This is a genomic window from Streptosporangium sp. NPDC049248 (genome assembly GCF_040678965.1).
Taxonomy (GTDB): domain Bacteria; phylum Actinomycetota; class Actinomycetes; order Streptosporangiales; family Streptosporangiaceae; genus Streptosporangium; species Streptosporangium fukuiense.
The window spans coordinates 212259-233747 of the sequence record NZ_JBFAQY010000012.1; the positions used below are offsets into that span (position 1 = coordinate 212259).

The window sequence follows — 21489 nt, forward strand, 5'->3', positions numbered from 1 at the left end:
CTCTGGTCGCCCTCACGATGAACAGGCCCATGCGCCAGGGGTGCGGATCAGACGCGGGTCCAGCGCTGGTTGAGGGCGCCGCTGCAGGACCAGATCTGGAGTTTGACACCGTTGGCGGTGGAGTAGCTGGGTGCGTCCAGGCACTTGCCTGCGCCGAGCGCGGTGATGCTTCCGTCACTGTTGAAGCGCCACTTCTGGTTGCTTTGGCCGTTGCAGTCCCAGATCTGCACCTGGGTGCCGTCGGCGGTGCCCAGGTTGGACACGTCCAGGCACTTGTTACCGTACACTCGCAGCTCACCCGCGTCGGTCTGCGTCCAGCGCTGGTTGACCTGCCCGTTGCAGTCCCAGATCTGCACCGGGGTGCCGTTGGCCTGCGAGACGTTGGCGACGTCCAGGCATCTGCCAGAACCCGCGCCGCGGATCGCGCTCATCGGCGCGGACGAGGGCGTCGGGCTGGGGACGCCGGGCTGGCCGATGCTGCCGGAGACCGACTGGAGTGCCGCGTACCAGGCGGCGGCCATCTTGTCGTAGCCGCCGGCGGTGGGGTGGATGCCGTCGATCAGGTCGGACGTGGTCAGCTTGCTGTGCATGTCGACCAGATGGACGCGCTTGCCGCTGTTCACCTTGTTCTGCACGATGCCGGGGATGGCCGCGTTGAAGGTGCGGGCGGCGGCCTCCTGGCTCGCCGACGACAGCGGGATGATGGTGGCGACGAACACGTCCGCGTCCGGCACGGTCGCGGTTATGCGGTCGATCAGGGTGGACAACCGCTGGGGCGCGCCGGCCACGTTGTAGTTCTGCAGTATGTCGTTGGTGCCGATGTGCAGCAGCACCGTGCGCGGATTGTAGGTCCGCGCCCAGCCGGCGATGTTCGCGTCGATCTGGTCGATGCGCCAGCCGGGGTGCCCCTGGTGGTCGTGGTCACCCAGGGCGGCCGGCCCGTTGAACTGCGACCCGACGAAATCCACCGTGTACCGGCCGGAGGCCAGCCGCTGCCACAGGCCGATGCGGTATCCGCCCGGCACCTGGGTGCCCTCGGTGATCGAGTCGCCCAGCGGCATGACCCGCACGCCGCCGTTGGACTCCGCGCCGGCGACGCTCGTCCGCGTCACCGCGCCCAGCGCGACCATGGTCACAGCCAGGAACGCCGCGGTGAACCACCGTCTCCACCTACGCATGCTCAACCTCTTTCCGGAAGCTGAGAGCAGTTACTGCTGACAGCTCGTGTAGCGCTGACGGTCTGTAAACGAATGTCATGTGGCGGCGGAAGCGGCGGCTCGGGCACATCGCGGGTGCTCGCCGGTCACAGGGCTGCGAGGTCCGATGTATCAGGCTGATCTGAAGTTCTCGCCGTGCGGAGAATCCTCCTGTCAAGAGGTCGTCGACCGTGAGGGTGAATCGCGGATGTGGTGTCTGTCCGGGATTCACGGTCGCCGAGCATGTCTTTTCGAGAGGCAGAGAGATGTGAGCGTTAACATTTTCTGCCGGTTGCGGCTTCTTGCCGCGCCGAACGATTGTGGTGGTGGAGCGGAGCAAACACGAGGCGGGGAGAGGCTGTCAAGAGCCTGAAACACGACAAGGCGGGCAGGGGTGGGAGCCGGAGACGGCTCATCTGGTGTTTCACGGGTCGCCGCACCGAGCGTGCCGGGGCGATGTGATGAAAATTTCACGGCCGACATTTCATCCCGGATGGCGAAACCACGACTTTCAAGGACCCGGCAGACGTTGAAGCAGGCGTGCAACATGTGCATCAAGCGATGAGACAGAACCTTCCTGAATGAGCTTGACACATTTTGTAATAGTTTCCACACTGAGTCCCCGAGACGGCCCCTATGCCAAGTCGGTGGTGCGCGGCAGGGGCCGTCGACCACGACGCCCGAGTGGTGTGTGTTCCCGATGACGGGACGCGGCGTCGATCCCGCGAGGTGTCGTCCCCCGCGATCATCCGGATCTCCAGGTGGCTCGTGAGAACACGGACCGCTCCCCCACGCCGAATCCACCTGTTGACATCGGGAGCCTGCGTGCTTGGAGGCTTCCGGCAATCGAAAGGACACGACATGAGACGAAGGCTCAGGGCCATACTGGCGGTCGCCGCGTTACCCCTGATGATCGCGAGCCTGCTCCTGGCGGTCCGGCCCGCCGCGGCCGCGTCGCTGACCCAGGTGACCGGCTTCGGCAACAACCCGACGAACCTGAACATGTACATCTACGTGCCGGACAGGGTCGCGGCACGGCCGGCGATGCTGGTCATGGTCCACTACTGCACCGGCACGGCCGGCGGGGTCTTCAACGGCGTCGGGCGTGACTACGTGACCGCGGCGGACCGGTACGGGTACATCATCGTGGTTCCCGAGGCCACCCGCGAGGGGCGCTGCTTCGACGTCTCCACCCCCGCCGCGCTCAGACGCGACGGCGGCGGCGACTCCACCGGAATCATGTCCATGGCCGCGTGGGCCCGGCAGCGCTACAACGTCGACCCCGCCCGCATCGTGGTCAGCGGCTTCTCCTCCGGTGCGATGATGACCAACGTGCTCGCCGCACAGTACCCGGACGTGTTCACGGCCGCCGCGGCGTTCTCCGGCGTCCCCGCCGGGTGCTTCGCCACCACCAACGGGTCGCTGTGGAACAGCCAGTGCTCCGGCGGGAACCTCATCAAGTCCGCGCAGCAGTGGGGTGACCAGGCACGGGCGATGTATCCCGGATACACCGGCCGCTATCCCCGGATGCAACTGTGGCACGGCGGCACCGACACCACACTCGCCTACCCCAACTTCGGCGAAGCGATCAAGCAGTGGACCAACCTGCACGGATTGGGCCAGACCGCGACGTTCACCGACAGCCCCCGATCGGGTGTGACCCGGACCCGGTACGGCGCCACCACGCCCCAGGCTCCCGTCGAGGCGTTCAGCTTCGCGGGCTACGGTCACTCCCTGCCGCTGGACGGCATGTTCCCCCACGCCATCACGTTCCTCGGCCTCGACGGCGGCGGGAACCCGTCCCCGTCCCCCACGCCTCCTGCCGGGAGCGCGATCAGGGGGGTCGGCTCGGGCAGGTGTCTCGACGTGAGCGGCGTCTCACAGGCCAACGGCGCCCAGGTGCAGCTCTGGGACTGCAACGGGCAGATCAACCAGCAGTGGACGCCGACCGGCACGGGTGAGCTGCGGGTGTACGGCAACAAGTGCCTGGACGTGTACCAGAGCCCGGCCGGCCTCACCAGTGTGGTGATCTGGGACTGCAACGGGCAGGCCAACCAGAAGTGGAGGTTCAACCCCGACGGCACCATCACCGCCCTCGGTATGAACAGATGCCTGGATGTACCCAACAACGCCACGGCCAACGGCACCAGACTCTCCACCTGGTCCTGCAACGGCGGCGCCAACCAACGCTGGACCCGAACCTGACCTCACCTGGAATGCCCGGTGAGGTCACGGGCGGAGCGGCTCGAGGTTCAGGGCTCCGGAGCGGAAGACCGCCACCTCCACCTGGGCACCGGGGAAGCCGGCCTCGCGTCCGGCCGGCACCAGGCCCGGCAGTCCGGCGGCCCGGGGCATCAGGCCGGCGTCCGGCCCCACTCGCACCCGGTCGCCGATCGCGTACCTGTAGGTCGGTGACCGGCAGACCGGCCCTGGCCGGCAGGCGGCGCACCGCCACACCCCCTACCGATTGGAACGACCATGTCCGAGCACCCCCTGACACGAAGGCGACTGATGCAGATCGGAACGGTCGGAGCCGGCGCTCTGCTGTTACCGATGCAATGGACGGCGGCCGCCCGAGCCGCCTCGGCGCCGCCCGCGGCGGTGCTCGCCGCCAACGACCTCGCGCTCTGGTACGACGAGAGCGCCGGCACCGACTGGCTCCGCGCGCTTCCGATCGGCAACGGCCGCCTGGGCGCCATGGTGTTCGGCAACATCGACGTCGAGCGTCTGCAGCTCAACGAGGACACCATCTGGGCCGGTGGCCCTTACGACCAGAGCAACACGAGAGGCGCTGCGGCACTGGGGCAGATCAGGCAGCTGGTCTTCCAGAACCAGTGGAGCCAGGCCCAGACCCTGATCGACCAGAACATGCTCGGAAGCCCCGCGGGCCAGCTGGCCTACCAGCTCGCCGGCAATCTGCGGCTCACCTTCGGCAGCGCGACCGGGGTCTCGGAGTACAACCGCTACCTGGACCTGACCACGGCCACCACCATGGTGTCGTACCTGCGGAACGGCGTACGGTACCAGCGCGAGACGTTCGCGAGCGCACCCGACCAGGTCATCGCCCTGCGCCTGACCGCCGACAGGCCCGGCTCGATCACGTTCTCCGCGACGTTCGACAGCCCTCAGCGCACGACGCGCACCAGCCCCGACAGCACGTCCGTGGCGCTCGACGGCGTCTCGGGCGACATGGAGGGCAAGACCGGCGCGGTCCGGTTCCTCGGGCTGGCCCGCGCCGTCGCCGAAGGCGGCACCGTCACCAGCAGCGGCGGCACCCTGCAGGTGACCGGGGCCAACAGCGTGACGGTGCTGATCTCCATCGGCACCGGCCACGTCAACTACCAGAACGTCGGCGGCGACTACCAGGGCATCGCACGGCGGCACCTCGACGCGGCCGTCCCCAGGACCTACAGCGATCTGCGCGGCCGGCACGTCGCCGACTACCAGCGGCTGTTCGCACGCACGACGCTCGACCTCGGCCGCACCTCGGCGGCCGACCAGCCGACCGACGTGCGGATCGCACAGCACGCGAACACCAACGACCCGCAGCTGTCGGCGTTGCTGTTCCAGTTCGGCCGATACCTGCTGATCTCCTCCTCGCGTCCGGGCACCCAGCCGGCCAACCTGCAGGGCATCTGGAACGACTCGCTGAGCCCGTCATGGGATTCCAAGTACACCGTCAACGCCAACCTGCCGATGAACTACTGGCCGGCCGACACGACGAACCTGTCGGAGTGCTACGAGCCGGTGTTCAAGATGATCAACGAGCTCGCGGTAAGCGGCGCCCGCACGGCCCGGGTGCAGTACAACGCCGGCGGCTGGGTGACCCACCACAACACCGACGGGTGGCGAGGCACGTCGGTGGTCGACGGCGCGTTCTGGGGCATGTGGCAGACCGGTGGCGCGTGGCTGGCCACCATGATCTGGGACCACTACGACTTCACCGGTGACGTCGACTTCCTACGGGAGTACTACCCGGCGATGAAGGGGGCCGCGCAGTTCTTCCTCGACACCCTCGTGGAGGAGCCGGCCCTCAGATATCTGGTGACCAACCCGTCGAACTCCCCGGAACTGTCCCACCACTCGGGCGCCAGTGTGTGCGCGGGCCCCACGATGGACAACCAGATCCTGCGTGACCTGTTCGACGGCTGCGCCAAGGCGAGCCAGGTGCTGGGCGTCGACGCCGACTTCCGCACGCGGGTCCTGGCGACCAGGGACCGGCTCCCGCCGATGAAGGTCGGCTCGCGCGGCAACATCCAGGAGTGGCTGTACGACTGGGTCGAGACCGAACCGTCCCACCGGCACATCTCCCACCTCTACGGCCTGCACCCCAGCAACCAGATCACCAAACGCGGCACCCCCGCCCTGTACACCGCCGCGCGGCGGACCCTCGAACTGCGCGGTGACGACGGGACCGGCTGGTCGCTCGCCTGGAAGATCAACTACTGGGCGCGGATGGAGGAGGGCGACCGGGCGCAGAACCTGATCCGCCTGCTGGTGACGCCGGCCCGGCTCGCGCCGAACATGTTCGACCTGCACCCGCCGTTCCAGATCGACGGCAACTTCGGCGCCACCTCCGGCATCGCCGAGATGCTGCTGCAGAGCCACAACGGCGAGCTGCACGTGCTGCCGGCGCTGCCCTCGGCCTGGCCGAGCGGGAAGGTGCAGGGACTTCGGGGGCGCGGCGGCTACACCGTGGACACGACGTGGAGCTCCGGCGTGGCCGGCGAGATCCTCATCAAGTTCGACCGCGCCGGCACGGTGAACGTGCGCAGCCAGGCGTTCAACGGAACCTACCAGGTGGTCGACACCGCGACCGGCGGCACCGTGACCGTCACCAGGCCCGAGGCCGGTGTCATCGGGCTGACCGGCCAAGCCGGCCGTACGTACCGCGTGACGGCGTCCGGCGGGCCGCAGCCGACGGGCTACGTGCGGATCGCCAACGTCACCACCGGCCTGGTGCTGGACAGCGGCGGCAACGTCGCCTCAGGGTCGAACCTCAAACAGTGGAACTACGACGGCAGCGCCAACCTGCAGTGGCAGCTCGTCGACCTGGGCGGCGGCTGGTACCGCGTCGTCAACCGCACCAACGGCATGGTCATCGACAGCTGGGGCAACACCGCCAACGGCGCCAACGCCAGGCAGGCGGCCTGGAACGGCGGCGACAACCAGCAGTGGCGCCTCAACAGCGTGGGCAACGGCCGCTACCAGATCATCAACCGCGGCACCAACACCGCCCTCGACGGCATGGGCAGCAGCACCGCCGGCTCCACCGTGTCCATGTGGGCGCCCAACGGCAACACCAATAACCACTGGACCGTCACGAGCGTGTGACGGCCGGCGACCTGTCGCCGGCCTGACCCGTACGCGCTTCGCCGTGACCGGCCACCGGTCGCGGCGAAGCCCATCCCGGTGTGCACGTCGTTGCCGGGGAGCCGACGATCCCATTGCTCACCTCGGCGAACCTGAAAAGGCAACGCTGATCACAGCGGAGCCCTGTCGTCCCGTGCGCACGATCGCGCTGTCGCGCCGCGACCACCACGGCGTCTTCGTGAAGGCGATGTCACGAACGTAGTGCTCGCGGTTTGCCACTCTTCAGTGTGGGCCGGTCCGGCCAGGTGGCCGGTAGGTCTGTGGCTGGAGGCAAGCGCGTACGGCACGCAGGAACGGGGCGGGGCGGACTTCGGGTCAGCCGGTGCGGCGGGAGCGGGCCAGCGCCAGCCCGCCGAGGGCCATGGCGATCAGCCCGACCGCCAGGGCCACGAAGCCCCCGACTATTCCGTAGCCGGTGCCGGGACCGCCGTCGGCGGCGGCCACGACCAGCCCGCCGCCGACCGCGCCGGCCAGCCCCGCCGCCAGGGCCACGATGGCTCCCCTCCGCCCGGTGCCGGTGCCGATACGACCGGCGGAGCGGGCCAGGGCCAACCCGCCGATGACCACGCCGGCCAGCCCCAGCAACGCGGCCACCAAGGACCAGAAACGCCCGGCGGTCAAGGTGTAAGCACTGGCGGGATCCGGCTGTGCGGCAAGCTCGACACCTTCGACCAGGGCGGCTTCGGCCACGGCGATCACGAATCGGACTGACATGCGGTGCTCCTTCTCTTCCTGCGAGTGGACATCGCCTGATCATGTCCGCCGGGCCCACCGCCGGTCGTCCGGCGGACGCAGACAATTCGCACTACCGCGGACGCCGCAGCGGCCGCGAAGATACCGCGTGTGCGGTAGCCGGCCGATCATCCGTGCGCAGGAGTCGCCCACGCGGACATCCGGCTAGGGTGCGCGCATGAGTACAGGACGGGCCGGTGTCCGGGCCGGTGTCACAGACTGGGCGATCGCCGTCTGCGTGGCGGCGACGCTGCTGGTCACCGGGCTGTCCGGGCAGAACTCCGGCACGAACATCGACCTGTTCGGCTACGCGCTGCTGGCGGCCGGCGGCCTGGTGCTGGCAGCGCGCCGCCGGGCCCCGGTTCCCGTCCTGGCCGTCACCGGGCTGTGCGCGGTGGGTTACCAGGCGGCCGGTTTCGACGTGCCCGCCGTCGCCTACCTGTGCGCGGTTTACGCGGCCGTACGGGCGGGACACCGCACCGTCACGGTGGCGGTGAGCGTGATCATGCTGGCCGCTCTCCCCTTCGCGGCCCTGGCCTCGGGTCTGCACGACACGGGCGAGGCGCTCGCGCAGGCCCGAGGCGCCCTCGAACTGGCCTGGCTGGTCGCGGCCGGTGCCGCGGGTGAGGCGCTGCGGCAGGCCGAGCGGCGGGCGGAGGAAGCCGAGCACACCCGGGAGGAGACCGCGCGGCGCCGCGCCAACGAGGAGCGGCTGCGCATCGCACGGGAGTTGCACGATTCGCTCACCCACCAGATCTCGGTCATCAAGGTGCAGGCCGAAGTCGCCGTCCACGTGGCCCGCAAGCGCGGTGAACAGGTGCCGGAGGCCCTGCTGGTGATCCAGGAGGCCGGTCGTGAGGCGACCCGGGAGCTGCGCGCGACCCTGCAGGCGCTGCGCGACGACGACACGACCCCGCCTCGTGGGCTCGACCACGTCCCGGAACTGGTGGAACGGGCCCGCACCATCGGCCTGGACGCGACGCTGACGGTCGAAGGACAACGACACGACGTGCCGGCCGCGGTGAGCCGGACCGTCTACCGGATCGTTCAGGAATCGCTCACCAACATCGCCCGTCACGCCTCCGCCGCGACGGCGTCGGTCCGGATCGACTACCGTCCCGACGCCCTCGCGATACGCGTCGATGACGACGGCAAGGCCACGCCGGACACCGTCCCGGTGCCCGGCGTCGGACTGCTCGGGATGCGCGAACGAGTCACCGCCCTCGGCGGGCGCCTGCGGGCGGCACCACGCGGTGAGGGAGGCTTCACCGTCCACGCCGAACTTCCCGTGGACCGAACGTCATGATCCGTGTCCTGCTGGTCGACGACCAGCCGCTCATCCGCAGCGGATTCCGCGCGCTCCTCGACCTCGAAGACGACATCGAGGTGGTGGCCGAGGCCGCCGACGGGAAGGAGGGCCTGGCCCTGGCCAAGGAACACCTGCCCGACATCGCGCTCGTCGACATCCAGATGCCGGTCGTCGACGGCATCGAGGCGACCCGGCGCATCGCCGCGGACCCGGCCCTGGCCGGGGTGCACGTCGTCATCCTGACCAACTACGGCCTGGACGAGTACGTCTTCAACGCGCTGCGCGCCGGTGCGGCCGGATTCCTCGTCAAGGACATCCAGCCGGAGGACTTCCTGCACGCCGTGCGCGTCGCCGCGCGCGGCGACGCGCTGCTCGCCCCGTCGATCACCCGCAAGCTCATCGACAGGTACATCACCCAGCCGCTCAACCCCGGCACCGACACGGGGCTGAAAGAACTGACCAACCGCGAACGCGAGACCGTCGCCCTGGTCGCGCAGGGCCTGTCCAACGACCAGATCGCCGACCGCATGGTGATCAGCCCGCTGACCGCGAAAACCCACGTCAACCGGGCCATGGTCAAGCTCCATGCCCGTGACCGCGCCCAGCTCGTGGTCCTCGCCTACGAATCCGGCCTGGTGACCCCGCGCAACTTCTGAGATCCACGGTCCGGGTGCGGGTCCGCCCGCCGATTAGTCGGCTTCTCACCCCTGAACCCTTTTCATCCTCGGGCGGGCTCGTAGTCCTTTAGGACGGCGATGGTCTTGCAGAGGTACCCGGCCTTATGTGGGCAGCCCGTCCGGTGATTGAAGGCGTACGGGTTATGTGGTGAGAGAGGGCACTGGGGTCTCGGTTGTGGTGGTGAGGTGATCGCGGAGGACGGCGTGACGGAACTGGTAGAACGGGCCGACCGCGCGCAGGACTCCGAGGCGGTGCATGTCGCCCAGGAACCGCATGAGCCGCAGGGGCAGGCGACCCGACAGGGCGGTGGGTAGCAGGCCGATCGTGGCCAGCAGCCAGGCCTGGCGGGTCTGCTGCACCACGCCGAGGGCGGCTCCGGTCAGCAGACCCCAGCCAAGGTCCCGCCAGAATTCCGTCTGCGATGGGCCGAGGTAGGAGGTGACGTAGTCGCCGGTCAACGCGATGACAGCCCCCACCAGCAGCCCGTTGACGAGCCGGAGCCCGAGCAAGAACCGATTGACCTTCCATGAGGTCAGTGGCGTGAGCGCGGCGGTGAAAGGCAGGAGCGTGTCCGTGGGCTCAGGTTTCCGTTTGGCGGAGGGCATCCGGTCGTTCATCACGATCACCATCCACATGACCAGCACGAGCACCAGCCCACTCGCTAGCGCCGCCTTGAAACCGACGGTCGTCGACAGACCAAGGACGACGAAGGTCGGCGGCCCCAGCAGGATGAGGAAAAGCCGGTGGCCGTGGTGGCTGATCGTGGCGGTGATCCGCCGGGCGACCGGGAGCTGGGTGAAGTCGAGAGCGTTCAGCGCCCTGCTCTGGCAGGCGAACCCGAACACCAGCCCCGCCGTCACGCCCAGAACGGGCCCGTCACCCAACCCGGCGGCCAAGCCGACGGGAAGGCCGTAAAGCAGCGCTGCGCAGAACTTCACCACCCACAGGCGGCCTCGCGTGGTCAGCTCCCACCAGGCCAGGTCCGGGGATCCTTCCCTGGACAGGGTGACCAGCCACCGCCGCACCCGCTCGGGGCGGGTGGTCCGCTGGTGGGCCTGGAGCAGCGCGGGGACGAGACCGTCCAGGAGATGCGTCTGCAGCGAGGCGGCGTCCGTGTAGGTCGTGACCAGCGCCGTCGGATCCTGGGCTCGGTCGAGGTAGGTGGCCCTGAGCAGCCAGAGCCCCAGCGCCGTCGACGTCACAGCAGCGAGCGCGGGAGCACGCCCCGACTCCAGCATCTCCAGCACCGCCCCCCAGGCGGGCGAGGGACGCGGGCCGAGACAGCCGGACAGATACGCATGAGCGTCCCGAGCGGTCAACTCTCTGGGCACGATGACGGCCGCCGCCTTGAGCGCCCGGCGTGCCTCCTGCAACGCCCCGCCGTACTCCGTCGTCCGTGAGGTGACGATGACCTGGTCGCGGTCGGTGAGGGTCTTGCTCAGCGCGGCGATGACGCCCGCGCGGGCGGCCGGGGGCAGCTCGTCGAGCCCGTCGAGGATGGCCAGGACATGCCCGCCCGAAGCCAGCATCTCCGCCGTGTCCGGACCTCTCCTGGCGCGCATAGCCAGGTAGTCGGTGCGCAGGCGTTCGGCCACCCAGCCCGCCAGGCGGGGGTGGGTCTCGGTGTTCCAGTCCGCGACGGACAGCAGCACCGGGACGGGCTCGTCGTTGGCGCGGTTCCTGGTCAGTTCGAGCAGCAGTTGTACGGCCAGCGTCGTCTTCCCGGTGCCGGGGCCGCCGGTGATGACCAGGCGGCGACGCCGTAGCCGACGGAACTCGCCCGCCAGGGCAGCGATCTGGTCCGACCGGCCGGTGAAGGAGAGCTCACCGTCGGTGATGAGGTGCGGATGGTCCATGAACCTGGTGCGGCGCGTCACCTGCCACGAGACCGGGATCGGTGGATCGCCGAGTGAACGCCTTGACAGCTCCTGGTGCCAGAAGGTGTCCACCAGGTCGGTCAACCGCTCCTTCGTCTCGGCGAGGGTACCCATGGGCTGAGGGGCATATTTCGCTTGCTGGCGGACCGCCCCCGCGGCGGCCAGCGTCAGGACCACGGTGCCAATGGTCCAGGGTTTGCTCCACTGGCCGTCGACCAGCACCTGGTTGACAGCGACGGCGACCACGGAAGGCCCCAGAATCGCGGCGAGGCTCCAGGCCCAGAAGCGGAACGTCATGCGGAGATTTTGATATTTCACCCCCAGACAACAGGGTGGAATTGTGCAAATCGTAATCAATCGATGAGGGGGCGGAGTTGAACTGTCCACTCTCACACCACCGGACATTCGATGATCGCCCTCTCGGCCGCCACATCAGCGGCCGTGGCGAAGTCCCCAGCGCCGTGGGATGTTCACGAGCAGAGCCGAGCAGTGGTGATACGAGGGCCGGGAAGATCGTTTCCCGGATCTTGCGTACCTGGAGCCTTTCCATCTTGATCACCGGCCGTCTCCCGCAGCCTGAAGGACGAGGATGACCTGCACGATCGCGGTGGCCCGATGTGGGCAGCAGCGCAGACGGTTCAGGATCCTCCAGGTCCTGAGGGTGGCCACGGCTCGTTCGCCGATGGCGCGGATGCGGGCGTGGGCGCGCGATGGCCGTGTGGAGGTCGTCGGCGAGGGTGGCGAGCAGGTCGACGGCTTCCCGGTCACATCTCCGGTGCACAGCCAGGGAAATCGCGGGCCATGACCAGCTCGCCCCGAACGTGGCCTCAGCCTTTCAAGATCAGCATAAGCGACCGTTAAGAACGCTTAAGGCTTCTTAAGCGTCCGCGGATTATCGTCGGCACGAAAGGGCTCATCGGCGGTGAACCGGTGAAATGGAACCCCGGACTCCAGTGCCCGGGTGAGCATGGCCGTGACCGGCTGCCGTTTCGTGGCGAACGGCATCCGGCCTGCCGATAACAGCGTCCTCCGTCCCGGTCGTTTCGGTGATCGGCGAAAGTCAAGCCGAGAGTCGGGAACGCCTTGTCGTTCCTATCGAAAGTGGTTCATAAGTACCCGCCACGATGCTGTCCCGGTACGGCGAATTCGTCGTACCGGTACGGACCCGGAGCACGACCTTGGTCGAGGAACCCGCCCGCGCCGATGAAGCGGCATGGTAGGCACCACACCGAGTCCGACCACACAGACTCCGCCAGACGAGCCGGCGGTCACGGAGACCGCCGCAGTCTCGGTGGAGGTCCTCCCAACAAAAGGAGAAGAGCAGTGGAACTCGACATCAACTCTCTGGACATGCTCCCCAGCAAAATGGAAGCCGCTCTGTATCCCTGCAAAACCACCTGCGTTACTCTCGTCTCCCTGATCACGCTCACCCTCGACTGATGTTCACCGCGGGAGCGGCCAGATCGGACGCTCGCGGTAGGTGAGCGGTCGAAAGCGCGGCGCCTCGGCTGCGGAGGCACTCGTCGCGGGTAGGCGGCGGCCGGGGCGACACGCGATGAACGCCTGACCTTCGCCGTCCCGCACCGGCCCCGCCGCTCGACCGTCAGCGCGATCGCCCGCGACGCCTCCCCGGCCCGAGGCCGCGCCGGTCGTAACGGGGCTCCGGTCGGGAACCTGTTCGGCGAAGGTCCTCTTGGCGCAGGTGTCGTTACGGCAGGGGAAGCGATGAACCTACTCCTGCGAAACATTCACACGTTCGTGGTGAATTGGCCAAAATCGGGGAGATGGATTCACATCGTAAGATCGCCGAACGTGTCGGAGCGGAGCTCGCCGAACGGGACGATGTGCTCGCCGTCCTGCTTGCCGGATCGGTGTGCCGTGGCGAGCATGTGGCCACCTCCGACATCGACCTGCTCGTCGTGACCACGGAGGACTCCGCACTGGAGGTGGGACCTCGACGGCTGGTCCAGGGCCTGTTGGTGGAGTGGATCGCGCGACCGGAGGCGGAGTGGCTCACCCGTTTCGACCGGCCGAAGACCTCGTGGCTGTATTCGTTCCTCGAGGCGGAGGTCCTGATGGACACGGGGCCGGCCGCCCGCCTCGTACAGGCGGCCGCGAGGGTGCTGGAGACCTATCGCACGTCGGCACGGTTGCGTGAACTGCTCGCGACCACTCTCTGGCATGGTCAGGCGAAACTGGACCGCGCACAGGCGGCCGGAACACCCCGGGAGCTCGGGTTCTGGTCCGCGATCTGCGTGGAGACGGTACTGGACGGCCTGTACGCCGTACACGATGTTCCATTGCCCGCCGGTGCGCGCCGGCTGGCCTACCTGCATCGGGTTCCGTTGACCGAGGGCGAGAACGCACTCGTCGAAACGATGCTCACCGGCGATACCGCCGGCCGCTTCGAAGCGACCCGGCACCTGACGGCGCGACTGCGCACAGAGCTCGGCCCAGCCGACCACGAACGCGCCTGACGGCCGCCCTCCCCGGAAGACGAGATTCCCGGCTGCCCCGGTTCCCTGACCGGGAGAACGGCGACGACGTCAGCGGGAGACCCCCGAGAAGGCCAGGGCCTTAGGGCACGTATCGAGTCGTGATCAATCTGCGGGATTCGTCCTCACGGCGGGGCCTGGGCTGTTAGATCGTCTTGTGTGACGCGTGTGCGACGATGGCTCCAGGCACCACCTTCGACCATCGCACTGGCGTGGAGACGTCCCGGGAAGGAGGGGCAGTGGCGCGAGTACTGGTGATCGGTCTTGATCCCGCCAAGATCCAGGGCTGGGACCCGGAGCCGGTTCAGGCGGCGATAGCACGCGGTCAGGCCCGTTTCGACGATCAGGGCATCGAGTCCGACTATTGCCTGGTGGCACTCGATGAGAACCCCGAAGGAGCGATCGTTGAGGCGTTGACCCGCAAGGACTACGCCTGTGTGGTGATCGGGGGCGGTATCCGCACGCACGAGCCGTTGCTCGAATTCTTCGAGAAGGTGGTCAACCTGGTCCGGCAGCACGCGCCCGACGCCGCCATCGCCTTCGACAGCAGCCCCGAGGATTGCGCCGACGCCGCTGTGCGGTGGCTGCGTCAGGGCGTGTAACCGCCCCCAGGGCCCCTCTTCTTCCGGTTGGCGGCCTGGTCCCTCTTTTCCGGGATCACTGCCTTGATGCCGCGTCTGCACAGGTGGGTGCGGTTGCCACGGGACGAGTAGGCCTTATCCTCGGCGACCGCGTCCGGCCGGGTGCGGGGACGACCGACAGGCCCGCGGACCCGAACCTTCCCCAGCACGGGGATGAACGTCGCCCTCGGCCTGAACGCCTACGCCGCGCGTGCGCTGTCGGTTGCGGCTATGCCGGCACCTCGCTTCCCGCACCAGCGGCGAGGGTGAGCCGAGGCCACTCTTCGACGTCTTTGAGAAGTTGACGATCGTGACTGGACAACACGAGGGCAGCCTGAGTGCTGTGCAGTGCCTCCGTGAGTTCATCGACGAGCGAGATCGACAGATGGTTCGTCGGCTCGTCCAGCAGGAGCAAGTGCGGCCGGGACGCGATCGCCAGGGCGAGGTCCAGCCGTCGCCGCTGTCCCATCGACAGTTCCCCGATGCGCTTGTTCGCTTCGCGTGGGCGCAGGAGCCCGAGCGAGGACAGCCCGACCGTTTGTTCCGACGGGATCTGGCCGGTGGAGACGAGCATGGCCACGTGTGTCGTGTAGACGTCACTGGCGCGGCGTTGGAGCGGAAGCGCGGATTCCTGGTGGAGAAGCACTGTACGTGCGCTCCGAGCCCGGTGGACACGCCCACTTGAGGGTTGCAGCTCACCTGCCATGACAGCGAGCAGCGTGGACTTGCCCGCGCCGTTCGGTCCTGTGACGACAAGGCGCGACCTGCCTTGCAGGGTGACCGATGTCGGCGAGGAGAGCCGCCCGGCCACTGTCACGTCCTCGGCCGTGAGCAGAGTGGTTCCCGATCGGGTACGAAGCTCCGGGAAACGCAGCGGTTGCGGCGGCGCGGGCATCGTCACAGCATGAGCTTCGAGCGCCGCCCGCCGGCGGTGAACGCTCCGCACGAGTCCCGGTGCGCGGCTTGCCCGCTGGTGCTTGCCGGTTCCCTTGTCGGGTCGCCATCCGGTGACCAACCGGTTCTGCGCCGCGCTGAGGTCGTCCTCCAGCCGGGCTCTCTCCGACTGCTGACGCTCGAAGTCCTGTTCCCAGCGCTCACGCTCGGCACGGCGACCTTCCCGGTAACCGTCGTATCCGCCACCGTAGACGCGGGGGCGGTCGTCAGGGGTCGGATCGAGGTCGACGATGGTCTGCGCCACGTCGCCGAGCAACGCCCGATCGTGACTGACGAGAACGATTCCACCGGTACGGGCACGAAGCTGCTGGGTCAGAAACTCGAGGCCGTTGCGGTCCAGGTGGTTGGTGGGCTCATCGAGCAGCAGGAAATCGGCGTCACCACCGAGCAGGCAGGCCAGGCGAACCCGATACCTCTGACCTACGGAGAGCTCCGACAGGCGTCGCGCCCAGTCGGATTCCGCGGCCAAAGCGTCGAGAGCGACGCGGACGCGGCGTTCCGCGTCCCAGGCACCAAGGGCCTCCGCGCGTTCCAGCGCGGCGGCGTATCGCTCATCCGCGATCTCATCGCCATTTGCCAGGGCGATGCTCGCCGCGTCCAGTTCGCCGAGCGCGGCGAGGGAGTCCGCCACGGCATCGGCGACCACCTCTCCGACCGTACGCTCGTCAGCCGTTGACATCTCCTGCTCGGCGAGTCCGAGCGTCCCGACGCGAGAGACGGAGCCCTCGTCCGGCGTCAGTCTGCCCGCGAGGAGATAGAGGAGCGTCGACTTACCTCGTCCGTTCTCACCCACGATCGCGATTCGAGATGTGTGTGTCACGGTGAGGTCGACTCTGTGGAGAACCGGGGTCGCGCCCAGGGCGATCGAAGCCTCTGAGAGCACGATCTGTGCACGCGAGCGCGCAGGTACGACTGTTGGGGTAAGCATTTGATTCCTCCGAAGAGGCGCGCTCACGTCTCGCCCTGTGAGGGCGCGAGGCACGCGATGTGACGGCGACCGTGAGTGGTCATGACGATATGACCGCCGCGAACTCGGAATGTCTCAACGAGCGCGGCAGGCCCGGTCGGCCGTCACAGGAAGTACAAATGCATGCCACCAACCTACCGCACGACGCCGCGGCCTCGGCTCCGCTACTCGCACCCCAGCAGGCGAAGTCGGCGACATCCAGAGCTGCCGGGGCTGCGATACTCGGAGATCCGCTCCGGGGGAGGAACACCAGGTAACGGTTGTCCGCCTCCTGACCGCCATCCTCAGCCATTCCGGGGCTGACGTGACCTTCGATCAGCGGCTCGCGAATCTCCTGTGGCCAGTCGGCCATCTCCCGGGCGAACAGGTCGCGGTAGAACCGGACGATCTCGTCGGGCAACTCCTCGGGCAACGCCTCGTCGGGGCCCCATGCCTGGTACAGCTCGTTCAGCTTCTGGGGCATGTAGGAGTCGTAGTCCTCGTGTTCGGGCTCCACCAGGACCAGGCCCGCCACCTCGTCGGGGAAACGGCCGCGCATAGTGGCGTGCGTAGAGGCCGCCGAGAGAATGACCGACCAGCAGGTAGGGAGCGGACACGCCGGCGACCGGCAGCAGCTCGCGCAGCTCGTCGGTGACCTGGGTGGAGGTGCGCGGCAGCTCGGCCCGGTCACTCCACCCCGTCCCGGCCCGGTCGTAGAGCACACTCGTGGTGAGTTCGGCGGCTCGCCGTTGAACGACGAAGCCGTCCATGCCGGACGAGCCGGCCCCGGGCAGGAACACCACCGCCGGACTCCCCTTACCCGACCGGTGAAGGAACAGTTTCCGGTCCCCGACCTGGTAGTGCCGTCCCACCGGGGGCGTCACCTCGGCCGCTTGACGTTGCATCGCTGACTCCCTCACTGACGGAGGAACCGGAGCGTCCCCGTGAACCGGGTCTCACATCCGCAGGCTGAGCGCCTTGCCCACCGGATCGAGAGTCAAGGTGACTCCGTGCGTATCGAAGGTGGCATACGAGTTTCCCCAGCCGGATGGCATGGTTCCGCCTGTTCCACCACTCCAGCGGAGGCCCCGCGGTCGTCCGGTCCTGCCCGTGGCCGGTACGTCGGATCGGAACACGTCCATGCCCGGCACCTCGACGATCCACGGATCGGCGCCCCGGCCCTGTTTGTGGCCGGGCGGGATGAGGCGACATCCCGGCAACCGTGGAGAAAGCCGACGCCGTTCCACGACGTGGCTCACTCTCCGGCACGGGACACAGGCATCCACCGTGGTCCGCGTCGTCCGGCGAGGAAATCGCCGACGAGCCGCGTGCACAGTTCCGGGTGTTCGAACAGCAGCAGGTGACTCGATCCGGGGACGATCGCGAGGTATCCGTCGGGGAGAGCCCGATACAGCTCCAGGGTGTGCTCGAGCGTCACGATGTCGTCGTCTGCGGCGATCACGAGCGTGGGGCACTTCACCTGTGCCAGGGCCTCGGAAGTGAGTGGCGCACCGTCATCGACGGATGCTGCGATCTTGCCTGCGACGACGGGGAAGTGGGCCTCGCCATCGGGCGAGACCTCGCCATATGCCTCGATCAGCTGGGGCGGCCACTCTCCGCCGGCATCGGGTCGCACGATCAGGCCGGCCGGGTCGAACGCGCAGCTGATCAGCACGAGCTGCGACACGAGGTCGGGGCGCCGGGTCGCGACCCACAGGGCGACGGCGGCGCCCGCGCTGTATCCGACAAGCGAGGACGGGCCGCCGACCACCCGCTCAGCGAACGCGATCATGTCCGCCGCCATGTTGTCGATGGTGATGGGACCGGCGACATCCGCCGTGTGCCCGTGACCCCGGCGTTCGGGCAGCAACAGCCGCGAGTGCGAGGAGAGTGTGTCAAGGTTCCCTGCGAAGTCGCGAGAGTCACTGAAGTTGCCGTGCATCAGGACGACAGGCTCCCCAGCGCCCTTCTCGTCGTACCAGAGGTCGACCTCGCCAAGGCGTATGTAGTTGCTCATGCCAAGGTATACGAGGCAGCCTCCCGAAACTCATCGGGCAGACCGAACATCTCGAGCATCCGCGACGGCTGTTCGAGGAGCGACGCCATCCACAACCTCGACGGCGACCCCGTCCCGAGACGATCATCACCGGCTACGCCGACCTGGTGTTCGGGCTGTTCGCGATCTGCGGGTACCGGTTCTCCCCGCGCGTCGCCGGCCTGGCCGAACACCAGGTCGGAGGTGTCGGCGGATAAGAGCGGGGACGGCAGCGGTACAACCGGCCCTGCCGGGGTGCTAGGCTGCCGTTCGTCCGGTATTGGATCTTCGTGGGAGGGAGGTGAGGTTTGATGACCGCGGTGAAGACCGCTGCCATGCGCAGCGCCCGGACCAACCTCACGTCCCGGGCCCCGGTCTGACCCACTTCTTCCCCCGGCCTTGAGCCATCCGGCTCACCGGGCAGGGTGATGTCCGCGTCTCGTCGGGGCCCCTTCTCCGCAAGGGTCTCTCACGTTGCCACACACATACACCGATCCATCCGGCCTGTCCCGGTACGGGTGGACCGGCGCACTCGACCAAACCTTCACCGAACATCACGAAGCGGGCCTCTCGATGACGGGCCTGCCCTTCGCGGACGGGAGCCTCGACCTGATCTGGGCCGAAGGATCCGCGTACATCATCGGCTTCGACACCGCGCCGCGCTCCTGGCGGCGGCTGCTCGCCCCGGGTGGCCGGCTGGTCGTCACCGAATGCGAATGGAGTACCGACTCCCCATCCGCCGAAGCCCGCGCGTTCTGGGACCAGGTGTATCCGCTGCGCACCCAAGAGCGCAACATCGCCGCGGGCTACTCCGTCACCGCGCTGCATCCACTCCCCGACCGCGACTGGTTCGAGGAGTACTACACGCCGCTGTCGCAACGCGCCCACACGGCCGACCTGGCCGTACCCGGGATGCGCGAAGCGGTCGCGGCCACCCTGCACGAGATCACCATGCGCCGCGAGCACGGCGCGGACTACCAGTACACCGGCTACGTCCTGCACCCGCAGAAGGGAACGAACCCGACCATGCGCTCTTCCTGGACCACCCGCCCCGAGAACGCCGGCGACGTCGCCGCCATCCGCGACATCAACCTCGCCGCCTTCCCCACCCCACACGAGGCCGACCTCGTCGAGGCCCTGCGTGCCGACCCGCAGGCGTGGATCACCGGCCTGTCCTGGCTGGCCGAGGCCCCTGGCGGCGACCTCACCGGATACGCGCTGCTCACCCGCTGCCACGTCGGCGACTCACCCGCCCTCGCCCTGGGCCCGTGCGCCGTCAGGCCCGAACATCAGCGGCAAGGCGCCGGTTCCGCCGCCATCCACGCCGCTTTGCACGCCGCCCGCCAGCAGGGCGAGAACCTGGTGGTCGTGCTCGGCCACGCCGAGTACTACCCGCGCTTCGGCTTCACCCCGGCCTCCGGGTACGGCATCCGCCCGCCCTTCGACGTCGAGGACAAGTACATGATGGCGCTCGCCCTCGCCCCTGAACGGCCGGTCCCGAGCGGCGTCATCCGCTACCCGGCGGCGTTCGGCGTCTGATCTCCCGTTCTTCGAACGCGGCGAACGGCCCCCAGCGCGGTTGGGGGCCGTTCGATCGTCGCGATGGCCGACGGCGTGGTGCGAGACGTGGGACCGGCCTACCTCGGACGCGGTCACGAGCTCCCGTGGCGAGCAGCGAGCACGTCACCCTCGTCCCTCCCGACCTCCGCCACCGGTCATCGAGATGAACCGCATCCCGTCGGCCGGGCCGTCAGCGACCTGCGGCAGTGGAAATGGATCCTGACCTCGGTGACTTCCTCGCGAGCACCCTGGTGATGTTCCAAAGGACCAGTCCTCACCTCATCGGTGATGACGAGGTCAGCACGGTGGTCGAGGGGTTTGAGGCCTCTCGTGAGGACCACGCCGTCCGCGCCGTGGCCACCTACCCGCAAGTTCTGATGATGGCGACCAAGGAGAGTTGATCGTTGTGACCACCGATGCCACGGGTGATCTATGGCAAAAGGCCCTCATGGTGCACGCGATGATGCTGGCGTGCTATGTCGACGGCACCATGCACCCCGGCGAGATTGCCACTGTCGAGGCGTATGCGAAGACACTTCCCGAGTTCCACGGCGGGGACTTCAAGCTCTACTGTCAAGAGGCCAAGCTCATCGCGGAGGGCGTCGCGGGCGACATGAACGCGGCGGTGGAGTTGTTGTGCGAGATCGGTGACGATCACACGCGTATCAGGACCTACCTTGCCATGGTCGAGCTCGTCTACTCCTCCGGGGAGGTGGTGGGCGCCGAGGAGCACCTTCTCGATTCCGTACGGGTGGCCGGCGGGTCAGCCGGGTGTCCGCGGGCCTCAGCCGGGATGACCGCGGCCCGCGGACGTGTGATGGGTCAGGTCAGCCGCTGACGCGGATGACGCCGCTCACCGGTGAGGGCGAGGCGCTGTTGTCGTAGATGAGTTCTCCGTTCTTCTTCCAGACCCTGACCAGCAGCCGGTCGGTGCCATCGGCCGGCTTGCCGGAATCGACCGCGGTGATCTCGTAGGTGACCTCGACGCTCTTGTTGACCTTCCCGGTACCGCGCAGGATCGCGGTGCCGCCGGAGGCGGCGAGCACCGTGTGGGAGCCACCTCGCAGATCGAACCCCGGGGCGTCGTAGCGCAGCTCACCCGCGGGGGTGGTGTCCTTGCCGCGGTAGCGGGCGGTGGCCTCCAAGGTCGCCTTGCCCTCCTTGGCGCACTCGCCGCCGAGCGTGCACGCCCCGGCGGGCGAGAGCATCTGCCCGGCCCCGACCAGCGAGCCGGCCGGGTCGTAGACCAGCACGTACGCCGTCTGCCCATCGATGGCATCGGTGCCGGTCGCGCCCTTGTCGTCGGTGACCGTGACCGAGATCGGGTATCGCCCGGCCTTGGTGAACACGTGCGACCCGGTGACCGTGCCGGTGACCATGCCCGTGCTCTTGCCCGTGCTCTTGCCCGTGCTCTTGGCTGTGCTCTTGGCTGTGTTCTTGGCAGGGCCGGTGCTTTCGGCCACGGCCGCGGGCACCGGCGTGCCGCCGATGGTCCACACGGCGGTGTGAACGTCGGCGCCACCGGGGTCGGTGAACGAGGCGTTCAGCCTGACCTCGGTGCCCACCGCCACGGCCGTGACCGGCTGTGTGAGGGACACCTCGGGTGCGGCGTTGGTGATATGGACGGTGAGCCGGGCGGTGCCCGTGGCGCCCTTGTCGTCGGTGACCGCGAGCACGACGGTGTGGTCACCGGCCGAGGCATACACGTGCTGGA

Annotated in this window: 18 protein-coding genes and 2 pseudogenes; 10 read left to right on the forward strand and 10 right to left on the reverse strand. The window is 68.3% G+C overall.

What is annotated here, in order from left to right; genetic code table 11:
* Positions 1–47: 47 nt before the first annotated feature.
* The gene (locus AB0K21_RS23270; protein WP_343976960.1) at positions 48–1178 is read right to left on the reverse strand and encodes a ricin-type beta-trefoil lectin domain protein; all 1131 of its coding nucleotides are present in this window, start codon (positions 1176–1178) and stop codon (positions 48–50) included.
* An 879-nt stretch (positions 1179–2057) separates the two neighbouring features.
* On the opposite strand from AB0K21_RS23270, the gene AB0K21_RS23275 reads away from it, so the two are divergent.
* The gene (locus tag AB0K21_RS23275; RefSeq protein ID WP_364153051.1) at positions 2058–3401 is read left to right on the forward strand and encodes a PHB depolymerase family esterase; all 1344 of its coding nucleotides are present in this window, start codon (positions 2058–2060) and stop codon (positions 3399–3401) included.
* A 24-nt stretch (positions 3402–3425) separates the two neighbouring features.
* On the opposite strand, the gene AB0K21_RS23280 is transcribed toward AB0K21_RS23275, so the two are convergent.
* Positions 3426–3578 (reverse strand): hypothetical protein, encoded by a 153-nt coding sequence (locus tag AB0K21_RS23280; protein WP_343976966.1) that lies wholly within the window; start codon positions 3576–3578, stop codon positions 3426–3428.
* A 171-nt stretch (positions 3579–3749) separates the two neighbouring features.
* On the opposite strand from AB0K21_RS23280, the gene AB0K21_RS23285 reads away from it, so the two are divergent.
* A complete protein-coding gene (locus AB0K21_RS23285) occupies positions 3750–6530 on the forward strand; it encodes a glycoside hydrolase N-terminal domain-containing protein (RefSeq protein WP_364153054.1) in 2781 nt (926 codons plus the stop codon).
* A gap of 354 nt (positions 6531–6884) precedes the next feature.
* Here AB0K21_RS23285 and AB0K21_RS23290 read toward each other — a convergent pair whose 3' ends face one another.
* Entirely contained in the window at positions 6885–7283 is a 399-nt protein-coding gene (locus AB0K21_RS23290) for a DUF6223 family protein (protein WP_364153057.1), read from the reverse strand.
* A 196-nt stretch (positions 7284–7479) separates the two neighbouring features.
* Between AB0K21_RS23290 and AB0K21_RS23295 the strand changes: the two genes are divergently transcribed.
* On the forward strand, positions 7480–8607 hold the full coding sequence (locus tag AB0K21_RS23295; RefSeq protein WP_364153060.1) for a sensor histidine kinase: 1128 nt from the start codon (positions 7480–7482) through the stop codon (positions 8605–8607).
* Positions 8604–9266, forward strand: coding sequence for a response regulator transcription factor (locus tag AB0K21_RS23300; protein WP_343976976.1), 663 nt, complete (start codon positions 8604–8606; stop codon positions 9264–9266). Before AB0K21_RS23295 ends, AB0K21_RS23300 begins: the two co-directional genes overlap by 4 nt.
* Positions 9267–9428: 162 nt before the next feature.
* Here the strand turns inward: AB0K21_RS23300 and AB0K21_RS23305 are convergent, their stop codons facing one another.
* A complete protein-coding gene (locus AB0K21_RS23305; RefSeq protein WP_364153063.1) occupies positions 9429–11462 on the reverse strand; it encodes an NACHT domain-containing protein in 2034 nt (677 codons plus the stop codon).
* Between the two features lie 258 nt (positions 11463–11720).
* Positions 11721–11876: pseudogene (locus AB0K21_RS23310) on the reverse strand (transposase family protein); the annotation flags it as partial.
* A gap of 612 nt (positions 11877–12488) precedes the next feature.
* Here AB0K21_RS23310 and AB0K21_RS23315 point away from each other — a divergent pair.
* The 3 genes from AB0K21_RS23315 (at position 12489) to AB0K21_RS23325 (ending at position 14262) form a co-directional block, all read left to right on the forward strand.
* The gene (locus AB0K21_RS23315) at positions 12489–12605 is read left to right on the forward strand and encodes an ALQxL family class IV lanthipeptide (protein ID WP_343976982.1); all 117 of its coding nucleotides are present in this window, start codon (positions 12489–12491) and stop codon (positions 12603–12605) included.
* 344 nt (positions 12606–12949) lie between these two features.
* Complete coding sequence (locus tag AB0K21_RS23320; protein WP_364153066.1) at positions 12950–13642, forward strand: nucleotidyltransferase domain-containing protein; 693 nt, start codon at positions 12950–12952, stop codon at positions 13640–13642.
* A gap of 257 nt (positions 13643–13899) precedes the next feature.
* Complete coding sequence (locus tag AB0K21_RS23325; protein ID WP_343976988.1) at positions 13900–14262, forward strand: hypothetical protein; 363 nt, start codon at positions 13900–13902, stop codon at positions 14260–14262.
* An 11-nt stretch (positions 14263–14273) separates the two neighbouring features.
* Here the strand turns inward: AB0K21_RS23325 and AB0K21_RS23330 are convergent.
* From AB0K21_RS23330 to AB0K21_RS23345, 4 genes and pseudogenes are all read right to left on the reverse strand, one after another.
* Positions 14274–14459 (reverse strand): annotated as a pseudogene (locus AB0K21_RS23330) (IS5/IS1182 family transposase); the annotation flags it as partial.
* A 50-nt stretch (positions 14460–14509) separates the two neighbouring features.
* Positions 14510–16162, reverse strand: coding sequence for an ABC-F family ATP-binding cassette domain-containing protein (locus AB0K21_RS23335; protein ID WP_364153091.1), 1653 nt, complete (start codon positions 16160–16162; stop codon positions 14510–14512).
* A gap of 323 nt (positions 16163–16485) precedes the next feature.
* Positions 16486–17085 (reverse strand): alpha/beta hydrolase, encoded by a 600-nt coding sequence (locus AB0K21_RS23340; RefSeq protein ID WP_364153069.1) that lies wholly within the window; start codon positions 17083–17085, stop codon positions 16486–16488.
* Between the two features lie 350 nt (positions 17086–17435).
* The gene (locus AB0K21_RS23345; RefSeq protein WP_343976994.1) at positions 17436–18197 is read right to left on the reverse strand and encodes an alpha/beta hydrolase; all 762 of its coding nucleotides are present in this window, start codon (positions 18195–18197) and stop codon (positions 17436–17438) included.
* A gap of 1044 nt (positions 18198–19241) precedes the next feature.
* Here AB0K21_RS23345 and AB0K21_RS23350 point away from each other — a divergent pair.
* The 3 genes from AB0K21_RS23350 (at position 19242) to AB0K21_RS23360 (ending at position 20613) form a co-directional block, all read left to right on the forward strand.
* Positions 19242–19754 carry an N-acetyltransferase gene (locus AB0K21_RS23350; protein WP_343977067.1) on the forward strand — a complete coding sequence of 171 codons (513 nt, stop codon included), beginning with the start codon at positions 19242–19244 and terminating at the stop codon, positions 19752–19754.
* Positions 19755–19987: 233 nt separating this feature from the next.
* On the forward strand, positions 19988–20176 hold the full coding sequence (locus tag AB0K21_RS23355) for a hypothetical protein (RefSeq protein WP_343976997.1): 189 nt from the start codon (positions 19988–19990) through the stop codon (positions 20174–20176).
* Between the two features lie 5 nt (positions 20177–20181).
* Entirely contained in the window at positions 20182–20613 is a 432-nt protein-coding gene (locus AB0K21_RS23360; protein WP_364153074.1) for a hypothetical protein, read from the forward strand.
* Here AB0K21_RS23360 and AB0K21_RS23365 read toward each other — a convergent pair.
* Positions 20603–21489 (reverse strand): PKD domain-containing protein (locus tag AB0K21_RS23365; protein WP_364153077.1); only part of this gene is annotated, 887 nt, incomplete at its 5' end. The genes AB0K21_RS23360 and AB0K21_RS23365 overlap by 11 nt on opposite strands.

Bases quoted from the DNA above. Each gene is read 5' to 3' on its own strand.
- AB0K21_RS23270 (WP_343976960.1), bottom strand. From the start codon at position 1,178: ATGCGTAGGTGGAGACGGTGGTTCACCGCGGCGTTCCTGGCTGTGACC.
- AB0K21_RS23275 (WP_364153051.1), top strand. From the start codon at position 2,058: ATGAGACGAAGGCTCAGGGCCATACTGGCGGTCGCCGCGTTACCCCTG.
- AB0K21_RS23285 (WP_364153054.1), top strand. From the start codon at position 3,750: ATGCAATGGACGGCGGCCGCCCGAGCCGCCTCGGCGCCGCCCGCGGCG.
- AB0K21_RS23290 (WP_364153057.1), bottom strand. From the start codon at position 7,283: ATGTCAGTCCGATTCGTGATCGCCGTGGCCGAAGCCGCCCTGGTCGAA.
- AB0K21_RS23295 (WP_364153060.1), top strand. From the start codon at position 7,480: ATGAGTACAGGACGGGCCGGTGTCCGGGCCGGTGTCACAGACTGGGCG.
- AB0K21_RS23300 (WP_343976976.1), top strand. From the start codon at position 8,604: ATGATCCGTGTCCTGCTGGTCGACGACCAGCCGCTCATCCGCAGCGGA.
- AB0K21_RS23305 (WP_364153063.1), bottom strand. From the start codon at position 11,462: ATGACGTTCCGCTTCTGGGCCTGGAGCCTCGCCGCGATTCTGGGGCCT.
- AB0K21_RS23320 (WP_364153066.1), top strand. From the start codon at position 12,950: ATGGATTCACATCGTAAGATCGCCGAACGTGTCGGAGCGGAGCTCGCC.
- AB0K21_RS23335 (WP_364153091.1), bottom strand. From the start codon at position 16,162: ATGCTTACCCCAACAGTCGTACCTGCGCGCTCGCGTGCACAGATCGTG.
- AB0K21_RS23340 (WP_364153069.1), bottom strand. From the start codon at position 17,085: ATGCAACGTCAAGCGGCCGAGGTGACGCCCCCGGTGGGACGGCACTAC.
- AB0K21_RS23345 (WP_343976994.1), bottom strand. From the start codon at position 18,197: ATGAGCAACTACATACGCCTTGGCGAGGTCGACCTCTGGTACGACGAG.
- AB0K21_RS23350 (WP_343977067.1), top strand. From the start codon at position 19,242: ATGCGCTCTTCCTGGACCACCCGCCCCGAGAACGCCGGCGACGTCGCC.
- AB0K21_RS23355 (WP_343976997.1), top strand. From the start codon at position 19,988: ATGGATCCTGACCTCGGTGACTTCCTCGCGAGCACCCTGGTGATGTTC.